Source organism: Sinorhizobium medicae, assembly GCF_007827695.1.
Taxonomy (GTDB): Bacteria; Pseudomonadota; Alphaproteobacteria; order Rhizobiales; family Rhizobiaceae; genus Sinorhizobium; species Sinorhizobium medicae.
Genome location: NZ_VITA01000010.1, coordinates 1 through 14,168, shown reverse-complemented (window position 1 = coordinate 14,168; position 14,168 = coordinate 1). Strand labels below are relative to the sequence as shown.

Sequence of the window (14,168 nt, the reverse complement as noted above, 5' to 3'; positions counted from 1 at the left end):
CAGCTGTTTTCGGCTACGCCCGACCACGATAATTTGTGGTGGTGGTCGATGGAGCCGCGAGCTGCTCGACTTCCCGCGTCAGGCGATCACGAAGCGGCGATCGGATGCAAACCGGGTCTGTCGCACTGGCATTGCCGGCAAGCGTCATCGCCTGACAGCGACAGCCGCCGAAATCCACCTTCTTGCGGTCGCAGTTCCGACAGAGCTCCGGCATCCAGTCCTCGCCCCGATAGGCGTTGAATGCGTCGCTATCGTACCAGATCTTCGAAAGGGCGCTGTCGCGCACGTTTTCGAAGGAGAGGCTCGGAATGGTTTCCGCGGCATGGCATGGCAGCACCCGCCCGGATGGCGTGATGTTCAGGCCCACCCTTCCCCATCCGCCCATGCAGGCTTTCGGATACTTGGAATAATAATCGGCCGGCACATAGTCGATCACCAGAATGCCCTGATAGGCTTCGCGCGCTTCGGCGACGGTTCGGGTGGCGCGTTCGACCTGCTCACGCGTCGGCATGAGGAGTTCCTTGTTCCGCTCGGCCCAGCCGTGGAACTGTACGGTCGCGATCTCGACCCGCCGCGCCTTCAGCAGAAACGCAAGCTCGATGATTTCGTCGATTTCGCCCATGTTCTGCCTGTGACAGACGGCGTTCAACGTCAGCGGAATAGCAGCATTCGTTGCCCAGCCGGCAACAGCCATCTTCCGTTCATAACCGCCCCGGTACCCACCGATCCGATCGGCGCTTTCGGGCGAGACCCCCTGAATGGAAAGCTGGATGTGGTCGAGCCCCGCCTCGGCGAGGCTGTTCATCCTTGCCTCTGTCAATCCCACGCCAGAGGTGATCAGATTGGTGTAAAGACCAAGCGACCCCGCCGCCTGCGTCAAGTCCACGAGATCTCTGCGCGATGCCGGCTCCCCGCCGGACAAATGCAGATGCAGGACCCCGAGATCGGCGGCTTGCGCGAAGACGTCTACCCATTCGTCGGTCGACAATTCTTCCTTGGCTTGCGTCAGTGCGATGGGATTGGAGCAATAGGGGCAGGCGAGCGGACAACGATGGGTCAGTTCCGCCAGCATGGCCATCGGCGGAGGCACGCGTGGTGCCGCGACAACGGCGTCGGCTGGGCGGGCGATTGTGTCGCTCATTGGACGATCTCCAGCATGCGGCGGACGGAAAGCTCCTGCACGAACGCCGTGACGTCTCCGGCGATCTCTGCGACCGGGGCGTCGAACTTCTCGGCAAAGCCGGCGGCGATATCATCAAGGGTCCTCTCGCCGTCAAGCGCCTGGACGATTGCGACGGCTATATCGTCCACCGCCATTGCCCGTTCCGGGGCAAGGAGCACCGTCTGGCCGCGAACCGTATCCTCGTGCAGCCTAACCCCTCGCGCCAGCTTGACGACGCTCGATCCTGAAATCATAGGCTGATCGGCCGTCATTCCGCTGCCTCCCGCGCTCTCGGCTCCCGCACGACCCCTTCCGTGCCATCCCAGCCTCCCGGTGGAATGCGCCCCGGCGAGACGTAAGCCGAATAAAGCGCGTCGAGCTGGGACCAAAGAACATCCGTCTTGAACGCAAGCGCCGCAGCGGCGGCATCCTGTTTTTCGCGCGTGTCGGCACGGTCGAGGACAAAAGCCAGTCCGAATTCGACGTCCCGGGGCGCCTCAGCCAGTCTCTGGCGGAAATAGGCCAGTGCCGACTCGTCGGCGAAGGCGTAATGCTCCAGCAGACCGGCAATGCGCTCCGAGTGGATCCTGGGCGCGAAAAGCTCCGTCAGGGAGGATGCAACCGCCTCGAGAAGCGGCTTCTCACGCACGAAGGACACATAGGCATCCACGGCAAACCGGGTCGACGGCAGGACGCCTTTGGTCGATGCGACGTAAGTCGGATCTAGCCCGACCGCCTCGGCAAGACGCAGCCAGCGACGGATGCCGCCGCCCTCTTCGACGTCGCCGTCGTGATCTTCGATGCGGGAGCGCCAGGCGCGGCGCAGATCGGGATCATCGCAACGCGACATGAAGGCCGCATCTTTCATGGGAATGCGGCTTTGATAATAGTAACGGTTGATCACCCAGGCGCGGACCTGTGTCGTCGTGCAGCCGCCGCTATGAAGCATGGCATGAAACGGATGCTTGTCGTGGTAGCGCTGCTTGCCGATCTCCAGCAGACGGGCATGGAAAGCTTGTCTGTCATCTGCCGTCGTCACAGCCGGACCTCCATTCCGTCGTAGCCGATCTCGAAGCCCTGTGCCTCGACGCGCTCGCGCTCGCTGCCGGCCCGCCAGATCGGGTTGGTGTTGTTGATATGGACATAGATCTTTCTGCGGATGTTCAAGGTACCGAGTGCATCGAGGCTGCCGCCTTCGCCGTCGATGGGCATGTGGCCCATGCGACGGCCGGTCTTGCGGCCCATACCGGTTTGAATCATCTCGTCGTCACTGTAGAGCGTACCATCGAAGAACACTGCATCGGCATTTCGCAGGCGCGCGGCGAGCGCATCCGTCATCACGGCGCAACCGGGAACGTAGTAAACGCGCTTGCCTGCAGCGGCCAATTCGACGCCGACCGTATGCTCGCCCTCAAGGCCCAGGTCCGGCTCGCCATTCTCGAGAAAGAGCGGCACTTTCCCAGGGACGGCGAAGAGCCGTGCTCCGAGCCCTTGGAGCGGCGAGAACGTCTCCTCGATCTCGATGGTCCTTTTCGAAACCAGTTCCGGGTCGAGGACCTGAAAGACCGGATTGTCGGCGACGATTCTGCCGACTGCGCCGGTCGAAAACAAGGCGAATGCCTGCTTCTCCCGCAGGACGAGAAGTCCTGCCAGATGATCGATGTCGCCATTCGTCAACACTACGCTTTCGATAGGGCTGTGGCGCAGACGGCGCGGCTGCAGCGGGCGATTGGCGTGAATTTGCTGGCGGATGTCCGGGGAGGCATTGAACACGGCCCAGGCCTCGCCATCGAGGCTCACTGCAAGCGAGGACTGGGTCTGTGGTTTGAGACCGGAGCCCGGGTCGCGCGCCATCGCGCAGTTGGGACAGCCGCAATTCCATTGAGGGAGACCGCCGCCGGCGGCGGCCCCCAAGACAAGTATTCGAAGATCGGGCGTTTTGTTCACCGGAATACCTGATGCTTTACCGATCCTCGTCGCGCTGGCCGTTAGAAGAGGATCGGTTCATCCCCGTCCGCAGGAGCGTAGCGGGTAATTTCCATAGCGCAGCTGACTTCGATAAATTTTGGTTTATGCCAGGCCATAATTCCTCCATTCGCCCTTGGGGGTCGTTGTGCTCGCTCCCGTTCCAGCAGGCGCCCTTACCGTCGGGGGCGGGCATGAACCAAACAGGGCTTTTGTCGGCCCATGCTTGGGTGACACGTCCGGACCGGCATTTCGCTGTTCCGGCAGAGCCCGGCGGCGCCGTAGCCGGGCTTTCAGGCATCGTGCAATCTCCTCTTGGGGTCCATGGTAGCAAGCCGGGCAGCACCCCACAATTACGACCTAGGTGTTGGTCGCGGTCCTCCCGGCCGCACCCCGTCCAACTCCTGAATACCGATCGGGTTCACACGCTCGAGCGGATACGCGCTGACATCATCGTGATCGGGAGCCTTCCCCGTCCAAATGGAAGGCGCTAGCCGAACGCGTTGGCCGGGTATGGCTTGCTGACAACGGGCAGATAGCGAGCGCCCGACGACAGCACGAATTGTTCGAAAGCCTGCATTGCCGGTGTGGCCGCACGGTCCAGGCGTGAAACCGTGAACCATTGCCGGCGTATAGGCGTGTCGATGACGTCGAGTATTACCAGCCGTCCGAGCTTCACCTCCTGCTCGATCGTGTGGGCCGAGATGAAGGCAATCCCAAGACCGGCAATGACCGCTTGCTTGATCGTCTCGTTCGAAGCGATCTCGGTTCCGAGTTCCTCCAGTTCGTGCGGGGTATCGCTCAGAAAGATCTCGAGCGAAATACGTGTCCCCGATCCTTTTTCACGCACCAGGAACTGCTCCCGCGCGATCCGCTCCCGCGAAATCTCCAGCACGCCTGCGAGCGGGTGTCCGGCGGGTGCTATGAAGACCAGAGGATGATCGCCGAATACCTGCGCGCGCACCTCGAAATCACGCGGCGGCCGCCCCATCAGCGCGATGTCGATCTCGTGGTCCCGCAGCTTGGCTATGATCTCGGCGCGGTTGCCGATGAATAGATTTATCTCGACGGCTGGAACCTGGTCGCGGAAAGCGGCGATCAGTTGCGGCGCGAAATACTTGCCGGTCGACACGACCCCGAGGCGCAAACGTCCGGTTCTGAGCCCACTGATGGCACCGATCGAATCCTCAAGGGCGGCCAGGCTGTCCTCAACCGCGCGTGCCGCCTCAAGAAAGGCAAGGCCATAGGCCGTCGGCACCATGCCGCCGCGCGTCCGGTCGAAGAGTGCAACGCCGGTGTCCCGTTCGAGATGCTGAATCTGCAGGGTGAGCGCCGGTCCGGTCAATCCAAGTGCTTCGGCGGCAAGGTTGATCTTTCCCAACCGGCAGACGGCTTCAACGGTACGGAGCTGGCGGAGGGACACGTTGCGCATGAAGTCACAAGTAAATAAAAATTACTTATGAAGTCAAATGAATAAATTTTACAAACTCGCCTTTTGCGCCATCCTTTCCCGGACATCGTGGAGGAGACATCATGTCAGGCGCAACTTTAGAGGCATACCTTGCTTCATGCACGACCCATGGCGACGAGCTCTCACGGGACGTCGCCGCCGTGATCCAGAGACTGGCAAAGGCTGCCCTCGACATTCGCAAACTCGTTAATCAGGGAGCGCTCGGCACCGTCTTCAATGGAATGCATAGCGGCAGCAACACGGATGGCGATGTTCAGAAGGACCTGGACATCCTGTGCGACGACCAGTTCCTCTCGTGTCTGCAAGGCGCCCCGGTCGCATGCTACGCCTCGGAAGAACTCGAAAATCCAGTTCTGCTCGATCCGGCTGCACGCCTCGCTGTTGCCATCGATCCGCTCGACGGCTCATCGAACATCGACAACAACATCTCCATCGGAACGATATTTTCCGTGCTTCCCGCCGCCAAGGGGCCGGACGTTGACCCCTCCCAGTCCTTCCTGCAACCCGGAAACCGGCAACTGGCGGCGGGCTTCTTCGTTTACGGGCCGCAAACCGCTCTTGTGCTTTCGCTCGGTAGAGGCACGGAGATTTTCATCTTCTCCAGTCGGCTCGGATGTTTTGTCGATGCGTACAAATCGGTCGGCATTCCGGATCGCGCGAACGAATTCGCCATTAACATGTCCAACTACCGCCATTGGGAAGAAGCGATCCGGCTCTATGTCGACGACTGCCTGGCCGGCTCCGAGGGGCCGCGGGAGCGGGACTTCAACATGCGCTGGATTGCCTCGCTCGTCGCCGAAGCCTATCGGATCCTCGTCCGCGGCGGGATCTTCCTCTACCCCGCCGACAGCCGCAAGGGCTACAGCCATGGCCGGATACGGCTGGTCTACGAGGCCAACCCGATCGCCTTCATCGTAGAGAATGCGGGCGGCTCGGCCACGACATCCGTCGACCGCATACTCGATCTCGTTCCAGAAAGCCTGCACCAGCGCGTGCCGCTGGTTTTCGGTTCACGCCGCGAGGTGGCGCGCATCACCCGTTATCACGTCGATCCGAACATGATCGGCGAACGCGCTCCGCTCTTCGGCAAGCGCGGTTTGTTCCGGGCCTGAGGAGGGCAATATGTCGGCCAAATACCCAATCATCTCCATCACAGGTTCGTCCGGCGCCGGCACCACGACCGTCAAGGACACGTTCGAGAAGATATTCAAGCGCGAAAACATCTCGGCATCCTTTATCGAGGGCGATGCCTTCCACCGCTACGACCGAGAAACCATGCGCAGCAAGATCGCGGAGGAAAAAGCCCGAGGCGTCGACTTCACGCATTTCTCCGCCGAGGCGAACGAACTGGAGATCCTCGAAAGCGTCTTTGCCGAGTACGGCAGGCGTGGCGTCGGGCGCACCCGTCACTATGTGCACGACGATGCCGAGGCAGTGAAATTCGGTTCGGACCCCGGCACGTTCACGGATTGGGAAGAGTTCAGAGACAGCGATCTCCTCTTCTATGAAGGCCTGCATGGCTGCGCCGTCACCGACACCATCAACCTCGCCCAGCATTGCGATCTGAAGATCGGAGTGGTCCCCGTGATCAATCTCGAATGGATCCAGAAGATCCATAGAGACAAGGCTACCCGCGGTTATTCCACCGAGGCCGTGACCGACACCATCCTGCGGCGCATGCCCGACTATGTGCACTACATCTGCCCGCAGTTCTCCCTGACGGACATCAACTTCCAACGCGTACCGATCGTCGACACATCCAATCCCTTCATCGCCCGCTGGATCCCGACGCCGGCCGAATCCATCCTGGTCATCCGTTTTGCCAAGCCGCAAAGCATCGATTTCCCCTACCTGCTGTCGATGCTGCACAACAGCTACATGTCGCGCGCCAATTCCATCGTGGTGCCGGGCGACAAGCTCGATCTAGCCATGCAGCTGATCTTCACCCCGCTCATTCACAAGCTGCTCGAGCGCAAGCACCGCATGTCGTGAGGAGGACATCATGAATGTTTCGCAGCAGATCGAACCCCGCGCCGCCGCCTCGGAGCGCAACATGGCCGACGCCATCCGGTTTCTTTCCATGGATGCCGTCGAGAAGGCCAATTCCGGTCATCCGGGCATGCCGATGGGCATGGCGGACGCGGTTACCGTGCTCTTCAACCGCTTCATCAGAATCGATCCGTCGCTCCCCGACTGGCCCGACCGCGACCGTTTCGTGCTTTCGGCCGGCCATGGCTCGATGCTGCTCTATTCCCTCCATCACCTCATCGGCTTTGCGGACATGCCGATGGCCGAGCTTTCGTCCTTCCGGCAACTCGGCTCGAAAACGGCCGGCCATCCCGAATACGGCCATGCCCTCGGCATCGAGACCACCACCGGCCCGCTGGGCCAGGGGATCTCGACCGCTGTCGGGATGGCGATGGCCGAACAGATGATGGCCTCCCGGTTCGGCAGTGCTCTGTGCAACCACTTCACCTATGTCGTAGCCGGCGACGGCTGCCTTCAGGAAGGCATCAGCCACGAGGCTATCGACCTTGCCGGACATTTAAAGCTGCGCAAGCTGGTCGTGCTGTGGGACGACAACCGAATATCGATCGACGGATCGACGGATCTCTCTACCTCGATGAACCAGCTCGCGCGTTTCCGCGCCGCCAGCTGGGACGCCCAAGCCGTCGATGGCCACGACCCGGAAGCGGTTGCGAAAGCCCTGGAAAGAGCACGCCGGACCCGCAAGCCGTCGCTGATCGCCTGCCGCACCCGGATCGGCAAGGGTGCAGCCAGCATGGAAGGCTCGCACAAAACCCACGGCGCGGCGCTCGGCGACAAGGAAATCGCAGCCACACGCGAAAAACTTGGCTGGCCGCATCCGCCCTTCTTCGTTCCGCCTGAGATAAGGGCTGCCTGGGCAAAGGTGGCGGCTCGAGGTCGCACGGCTCGCGAGGCCTGGGATATCCGCCTCGACGCCTCGCGCTCGAAAAAGCGCTACGAGCAGACCATAAGGCGGCAGTTTGACGGCGAACTCGGCGATCTGCTTGCAAAATTCCGGAGCGCGCATCGCACAAGGGCTACGAAAGTTGCGACGCGTCAGGCCTCGCAGATGGCGCTGGAGGTCATAAACGGCGCGACCGCTTTGACGATCGGCGGCTCGGCCGACCTGACCGGCTCCAACCTGACGATGACCTCGCAGACCCAGCCCATCTCGCCGGGCAATTTCAAGGGCCGTTATCTGCATTACGGCATCCGCGAGCACGGCATGGCGGCCGCTATGAACGGCATCGCGCTTCATGGCGGCTTCATCCCCTATGGCGGCACTTTCCTGGTCTTCTCCGACTATGCCCGCGGTGCGATGCGCCTCTCGGCCCTGATGGGCCTGCCCGTCATTTACGTGCTGACGCATGATTCCATCGGGCTCGGCGAGGACGGACCGACCCACCAGCCGGTCGAGCATCTGGCCATGCTGCGCGCCACGCCCAACCTCAACGTTTTCCGGCCGGCCGACATCATCGAGACGGCAGAATGCTGGGAGATCGCGCTTGGCGAGAAGAATACGCCGAGCGTCCTCGCCCTTTCGCGTCAGGCCCTGCCGATGCTGCGCCGGACGGAAGGCAACGAGAACCAGTCGGCGCTCGGGGCGTATGTTCTGAGGGAAGCGCGCGGCAACCGGGACATCACGATCCTTGCCACGGGATCCGAAGTCGAGATCGCCGTCGCTGCCGCCGAGCGCCTGCAGGCCGAGGAAGGCATCGCGGCGGCAGTGGTCTCCATGCCCTGCTGGGAGAAGTTCGAGGTTCAGGACCTTGCCTATCGGAGGAAGGTCCTCGGCGACGCGCCCCGCATCGCCATCGAGGCGGCGGGCCGGCTCGGCTGGGACCGATGGATGGGGCCGGACGGTGCCTTCGTCGGCATGACCGGCTTTGGTGCCTCGGCACCGGCAGGCGACCTCTACCGGCATTTCGGCATTACCGCCGACCATGTCGTCGCAGAAGCCCTGGAGCTTCTCCGCCGCGCATACTCGGAAACTCTGCCCATAGGTGCCCGGATCGGTCCGCACCCATCCGCACACACCGTCAGATCATCGCAGGAGGCATGACAATGGCCCGCATCACGCTCCGCCAATTGCTCGATCACGCCGCCGAACGCAGCTATGGCGTGCCGGCATTCAACATCAACAACATGGAACAGGGGCTGGCGATCATGGAGGCGGCACGCGCCTGCGATGCGCCTGTGATCCTTCAGGTCTCGCGCGGCGCCCGTTCCTACGCCAACGACATCATGCTTGCCAAGATGATGGAAGCGCTCGAAGTGATGTATCCGGACATCCCGCTCTGCATCCATCAGGATCACGGCAACAATGTCGCGACCTGCCTCACCGCGATCCAGCACGGCTTCACCTCCGTGATGATGGACGGTTCGCTGAAGGAGGATGCGAAGACGCCTGCAGACTACGCCTATAACGCCATGATCACGACGGAAGTGAGCCGCCTCGCGCACATGGTCGGCGCCTCGGTCGAAGGCGAACTCGGCTGCCTCGGATCGCTTGAGACCGGCCATGGCGAGGCGGAGGACGGTCACGGCTTCGAAGGCGCGCTCGACCGTTCGCAACTCCTGACCGATCCGGACGAAGCCGCTCGCTTCGTCGCCGAAACCGGGGTCGATGCGCTGGCGGTCGCAATCGGCACCTCGCACGGCGCCTATAAGTTCACCCGCAAGCCGACCGGCGAAGTTCTCGCCATGGACGTGATCGAAAAGATTCATGAGCGCCTGCCGGATACGCATATCGTCATGCACGGCTCCTCCTCCGTGCCGCAGGAATGGCAGGACGTCTTCAATGCTCATGGCGGTGAAATGCGGGAGACATACGGCGTGCCGGTCGAAGAGATCGTACGGGGCATTCGCTTCGGCGTGCGAAAGGTCAATATCGACACGGATCTGCGCCTGGCGGCGGCCGCCGCCTTTCGCCGCGTCGCCGACACGAGCCGCACCGAATTCGACCCGCGCAAGTTTTTGAAACCCGCCATGGACGCAATGTCGGCGGTCTGCAAGGCCCGGTTCGAGGCCTTCGGCACGGCCGGAAACGCGTCCCGCATCAAGGTCGTGCCTATGGCGGAGATGGCTCGCCGCTATGCAAGCGGCTCCCTGAAACCCCAGGCGAAGCGGGCTGAAGCCGCCTGACCACTTCCATTCAGAGAAAGGAACCCTGTTATGAACGCTGATGCAAAGACAGAGATCAAGGGCCGGGAACGCTATAAGGCCGGCGTGCTTAAATACGCGCAGATGGGCTACTGGAACGGAGACTACGAACCGAAGGACACCGATCTGATCGCACTCTTCCGGATCACGCCGCAGGATGGCGTCGATCCGATCGAAGCGGCCGCCGCCGTTGCCGGCGAAAGTTCGACAGCCACCTGGACCGTCGTCTGGACGGATCGCCTCACGGCTTGCGATCAATATCGCGCCAAGGCTTACCGGGTGGATCCGGTACCGGGAACGCCAGGCCAATATTTCTGCTACGTCGCCTACGATCTGATCCTGTTCGAGGAAGGGTCGATCGCCAACCTGACCGCGTCCATCATCGGCAACGTCTTCTCGTTCAAGCCGCTGAAGGCGGCAAGACTCGAGGACATGCGCCTGCCCGTCGCCTATGTGAAGACCTTCAAGGGTCCACCGACGGGCATCGTGGTCGAGCGTGAGCGGCTGGACAAGTTCGGCAAACCGTTGCTCGGCGCCACGACCAAGCCGAAGCTCGGGCTTTCGGGAAAGAATTACGGCCGCGTCGTCTATGAGGGCCTGAAGGGCGGTCTCGACTTCATGAAGGACGACGAGAACATCAATTCGCAGCCCTTCATGCATTGGCGCGACCGGTACCTTTACTGCATGGAGGCCGTCAACCACGCCTCGGCCGTCACCGGCGAGGTCAAGGGGCACTACCTCAACGTCACCGCCGGCACCATGGAGGAAATGTACCGGCGTGCCGAATTCGCAAAGGAGCTCGGCTCCGTCATCGTTATGGTCGATCTCATCATCGGCTGGACTGCAATTCAGTCGATGTCGGAATGGTGCCGGCAGAATGACATGATCCTGCACATGCACCGGGCCGGTCACGGCACCTATACGCGGCAGAAGAACCACGGCATTTCGTTCCGCGTCATCGCCAAATGGCTGCGGCTCGCCGGCGTCGATCACCTTCATGCGGGCACGGCCGTCGGCAAGCTCGAAGGCGACCCGTTGACTGTGCAGGGTTACTACAATGTCTGCCGCGAAATGAAGAACGCGGTCGATCTTCCGCGCGGCCTCTTCTTCGAGCAGGACTGGGCCGATCTCAAGAAGGTCTTGCCGGTGGCGTCGGGCGGTATCCATGCTGGCCAGATGCACCAGCTGCTGGACCTTTTCGGCGACGACGTCGTGCTGCAGTTCGGCGGCGGCACGATCGGGCATCCCATGGGCATCCAGGCAGGGGCCACCGCTAACCGGGTTGCGCTGGAAGCCATGGTGCTAGCTCGAAACGAGGGCCGCGACATAGCCCATGAAGGCCCTGAGATCCTGCGGGCGGCAGCCAAATGGTGCAAGCCGCTGGAAGCGGCCCTCGATACCTGGGGCAATATCAGCTTCAACTACACCCCGACCGACACGTCGGATTTCGTGCCGAGCGTAACCGCGGCCTGACGGTAAAGAAGAGGAGAGACGACATGCGTATCACCCAGGGATGCTTCTCGTTCCTGCCGGACCTGACGGACGAGCAGATAACGGCTCAGGTGGAATATTGCCTCGGAAGGGGCTGGGCTATCGGCGTCGAATACACCGACGACCCGCATCCCCGTAACACCTATTGGGAAATGTGGGGCAATCCGATGTTCGACCTGAGGGACGCAAAAGGCGTGATGATGGAGGTGGAGGATTGCCGCAAGGCTCATCCCCAGGACTATATCCGACTGAACGCCTTCGATTCCAGCCGCGGCCTTGAGACGGTGACGATGTCCTTCATCGTCAACCGTCCCGAGAACGAACCGAGCCTCAGGATGACCCGAACGGAGAGCGACGGCCGCAGCCAGCACTATACGTGGGAAACACAGCGATAGGAGGCACGACATGCTGATGCCGGATGCTCCAACAACTACCGAAAGCCTGCCGACTTCGGTCGACCTCGCTGAGGAATACCAAGCCTCCGGCGTCGCCGAGATCCTCGACGAACTGGACCGGGAACTCGTAGGATTGAAACCCGTCAAGCAGCGCATCCGCGAGACGGCTGCCCTGCTTCTGGTCGAGCGGGCTCGCCGGGCAATGGGCCTCAGCCATGAGCCGCCATCGCTGCATATGAGCTTCACGGGCAATCCCGGAACCGGCAAGACCACCGTGGCGCTGCGCATGGCCAACCTGCTGCACAGGCTCGGCTACATCCGCAAGGGCCATCTGGTTTCGGTGACCCGGGATGATCTGGTCGGCCAGTATATCGGCCACACCGCACCCAAGACCAAGGAGATCCTCAAGAAGGCGATGGGGGGCGTGCTGTTCATCGACGAGGCCTATTACCTCTACCGCCCGGACAATGAACGCGACTACGGGCAGGAAGCGATCGAGATCCTTCTGCAGGTCATGGAGAACAATCGCGACGACCTGGTCGTCATTCTTGCCGGCTACGCCGATCGCATGGATCGGTTCTTCGAGAGCAATCCGGGTTTCCGCTCGCGCATCGCGCACCACATCGATTTCCCCGACTATGATAACGGCGAACTGCTTTCCATCGCCGAAAGCATGCTCAGCCGTCAGGGATATCGTTTCGATGCCAAGGCGTCGGCGGTGATGGGCGATTACATCGAACGCCGCCGGTGCCAGCCGCATTTCGCCAATGCGCGCTCCATCCGCAACGCGCTCGACCGCGCCCGGCTGCGACAGGCAAACCGCCTCTTCGAGGAAAGCGCCGGACCCGTCGACGCCGAGCAACTTTCGACCATCACCGCTCGGGACATTTCGGCAAGCCGCGTGTTCGCCGCCGGGGAGCCCAGCCATAAGGAGACAACGCCATGAATGAGACGACCATCATAGCCCCTTCGGTTCTGTCGGCCGACTTCTCGCGGCTCGGCGAAGAGGTCGAAGCGGTGTGCCGGGCCGGTGCGGACTGGATTCATCTCGACGTCATGGACGGGCATTTCGTGCCCAACATCACCTTCGGCCCGCCGGTCATCAAGGCACTGCGGGACCGCACGGACAAGGTGTTCGACTGCCATCTGATGATCGCACCGCCCACACCCTATCTCGGTGCTTTCGCCTGCGCCGGATGCGATATCATCACCGTGCACGCGGAAGCGACCACGCATCTCGATCGAACGCTGCAGGCCATCCGCGATGTCGGCTGCAAGGCGGGCGTATCCCTCAACCCTTCGACGCCCGAAAGCGTGATCGAATACGTGCTGGACCGGCTGGACCTCGTCCTCCTGATGACGGTCAATCCGGGTTTCGGGGGTCAGGATTTCATTCCGGCCGTAATCGAGAAGGTGCGGCGCGTGAAGTCGCTGATCGGCAATCGTCCGATCCACATCGAGATCGACGGAGGCGTGACGCCGGAAACCGCGCCGCTGGTTGCCGCGGCCGGTGCGGATGTGCTCGTTGCCGGCTCGGCGGTTTTCAAGGGAGGCAGCGAGGAGCACTACGCCAGGAACATCACAGCCATTCGCGCCGCCTCGGACGGCGCCATCAGGAAAGCAGCCTAAGCCATGGCCGCTACACCACCCCTTTGCGAATTCGGCCGGCCGGCGATCGATGCCAGGCTTCCGGGCGTCGATGGCTCCTCGCACTCCATATTCGATCAGGCCGGCCCGAAGGGGCTCGTGCTTGCCTTCATCTGCAATCACTGCCCCTACGTCAAAGCAGTCATTGCCCGGATCGTCCGGGACGCGAGCGACCTTAGGGCTCATGGCGTCGGCTTTGTGGCGATCAACTCCAACGACTCCGGCAACTATCCGCAGGACTCGTTCGAGAACATGAAGCGTTTCGCTTCGCAGAACGCCCTCCCCTTTCCCTATCTCCACGACGAAGACCAATCCGTCGCCAAAGCCTACGGCGCCGTCTGCACACCCGACTTCTTCGGTTTCAACAAGGATATGAGATTGCAATATCGCGGTCGGCTGGACGCTTCGCGCAAGGAAATCGGCCCTGCCGATCTGAGACGCGACCTGTACGAAGCCATGGTCATGGTGGCGATGTTCGGCAAGGGACCGGCGGAGCAGCAGCCCTCCATAGGCTGTACCATCAAGTGGAAGGTTTCGGCGTTTCAGGTTTGACCTGATTCGTTCGCCGTTGCGCCGTAAGACGACGTTCGCTTGCAGACATGCGGGGCGCGCGCCATCTTTCACCCACTGCACGGCTCTTGAGACGTCTCAAGGGACTGCAGGTTCTCCTCCGTCCCTCATTTCTGTGCTCGTCACGGAAATCCAGCAGCGCCGCATCTGCGGTGCGGGGAGAGTGTGCCCAAGGACTTGGCCTGGCTGGCAACTGTGTTTGTCAGGTGGTTCGTCGGAAGGTTGTTTTGTCCCTGATGATGGCGTTTGCGATGGCGAGCAATTTGCGGGCAAGCGC

General features: G+C 61.9%; 15 protein-coding genes. 9 read left to right on the top strand and 6 right to left on the bottom strand.

From position 1 onward, the window contains the following. Positions 1-13: 13 nt before the first annotated feature. The 6 genes from pqqE to FB009_RS17795 all read right to left on the bottom strand — a co-directional run bounded on the left by pqqE (position 14) and on the right by FB009_RS17795 (position 4,559). Positions 14-1,141 (bottom strand): pyrroloquinoline quinone biosynthesis protein PqqE, encoded by a 1,128-nt coding sequence (pqqE, locus tag FB009_RS17820; RefSeq protein WP_127581755.1) that lies wholly within the window; start codon positions 1,139-1,141, stop codon positions 14-16. Next, positions 1,138-1,434: a pyrroloquinoline quinone biosynthesis peptide chaperone PqqD gene (gene pqqD, locus FB009_RS17815; protein ID WP_011969548.1), complete on the bottom strand. Its 297-nt coding sequence runs from the start codon at positions 1,432-1,434 to the stop codon at positions 1,138-1,140. Before pqqD ends, pqqE begins: the two co-directional genes overlap by 4 nt. Continuing rightward, positions 1,431-2,201: a pyrroloquinoline-quinone synthase PqqC gene (gene pqqC / locus FB009_RS17810; RefSeq protein WP_011969549.1), complete on the bottom strand. Its 771-nt coding sequence runs from the start codon at positions 2,199-2,201 to the stop codon at positions 1,431-1,433. The genes pqqD and pqqC overlap by 4 nt, the downstream gene beginning before the upstream one ends. Then, positions 2,198-3,109 (bottom strand): pyrroloquinoline quinone biosynthesis protein PqqB, encoded by a 912-nt coding sequence (gene pqqB, locus FB009_RS17805; protein WP_011969550.1) that lies wholly within the window; start codon positions 3,107-3,109, stop codon positions 2,198-2,200. Before pqqB ends, pqqC begins: the two co-directional genes overlap by 4 nt. Positions 3,110-3,150: 41 nt before the next feature. After that, positions 3,151-3,246 (bottom strand): pyrroloquinoline quinone precursor peptide PqqA, encoded by a 96-nt coding sequence (gene pqqA, locus FB009_RS17800; protein ID WP_003528714.1) that lies wholly within the window; start codon positions 3,244-3,246, stop codon positions 3,151-3,153. A 371-nt stretch (positions 3,247-3,617) separates the two neighbouring features. Next, positions 3,618-4,559: a LysR family transcriptional regulator gene (locus tag FB009_RS17795; RefSeq protein ID WP_011969551.1), complete on the bottom strand. Its 942-nt coding sequence runs from the start codon at positions 4,557-4,559 to the stop codon at positions 3,618-3,620. Between the two features lie 101 nt (positions 4,560-4,660). Between FB009_RS17795 and FB009_RS17790 the strand changes: the two genes are divergently transcribed. The 9 genes from FB009_RS17790 to FB009_RS17750 are packed head-to-tail and all read left to right on the top strand — an operon-like array spanning position 4,661 to position 13,873. Next, positions 4,661-5,710, top strand: a complete 1,050-nt coding sequence (locus FB009_RS17790) for a class 1 fructose-bisphosphatase (protein ID WP_011969552.1) — start codon at positions 4,661-4,663, stop codon at positions 5,708-5,710. A gap of 10 nt (positions 5,711-5,720) precedes the next feature. Further along, complete coding sequence (locus FB009_RS17785; protein WP_011969553.1) at positions 5,721-6,590, top strand: phosphoribulokinase; 870 nt, start codon at positions 5,721-5,723, stop codon at positions 6,588-6,590. A 10-nt stretch (positions 6,591-6,600) separates the two neighbouring features. Further along, on the top strand, positions 6,601-8,688 hold the full coding sequence (tkt, locus tag FB009_RS17780) for a transketolase (RefSeq protein WP_011969554.1): 2,088 nt from the start codon (positions 6,601-6,603) through the stop codon (positions 8,686-8,688). A gap of 2 nt (positions 8,689-8,690) precedes the next feature. Continuing rightward, entirely contained in the window at positions 8,691-9,770 is a 1,080-nt protein-coding gene (gene fba / locus FB009_RS17775) for a class II fructose-bisphosphate aldolase (RefSeq protein WP_011969555.1), read from the top strand. Positions 9,771-9,800: 30 nt separating this feature from the next. Next, complete coding sequence (locus FB009_RS17770; protein ID WP_011969556.1) at positions 9,801-11,261, top strand: form I ribulose bisphosphate carboxylase large subunit; 1,461 nt, start codon at positions 9,801-9,803, stop codon at positions 11,259-11,261. A 23-nt stretch (positions 11,262-11,284) separates the two neighbouring features. Continuing rightward, positions 11,285-11,674 (top strand): ribulose bisphosphate carboxylase small subunit, encoded by a 390-nt coding sequence (locus FB009_RS17765; protein WP_011969557.1) that lies wholly within the window; start codon positions 11,285-11,287, stop codon positions 11,672-11,674. A 10-nt stretch (positions 11,675-11,684) separates the two neighbouring features. Next, positions 11,685-12,620: a CbbX protein gene (cbbX, locus tag FB009_RS17760; protein ID WP_011969558.1), complete on the top strand. Its 936-nt coding sequence runs from the start codon at positions 11,685-11,687 to the stop codon at positions 12,618-12,620. Next, a complete protein-coding gene (rpe, locus tag FB009_RS17755; RefSeq protein ID WP_011969559.1) occupies positions 12,617-13,303 on the top strand; it encodes a ribulose-phosphate 3-epimerase in 687 nt (228 codons plus the stop codon). The genes cbbX and rpe overlap by 4 nt, the downstream gene beginning before the upstream one ends. Before the next feature lie 3 nt (positions 13,304-13,306). Further along, positions 13,307-13,873, top strand: a complete 567-nt coding sequence (locus FB009_RS17750; protein WP_127581758.1) for a thioredoxin family protein — start codon at positions 13,307-13,309, stop codon at positions 13,871-13,873. Positions 13,874-14,168 lie beyond the last annotated feature (295 nt).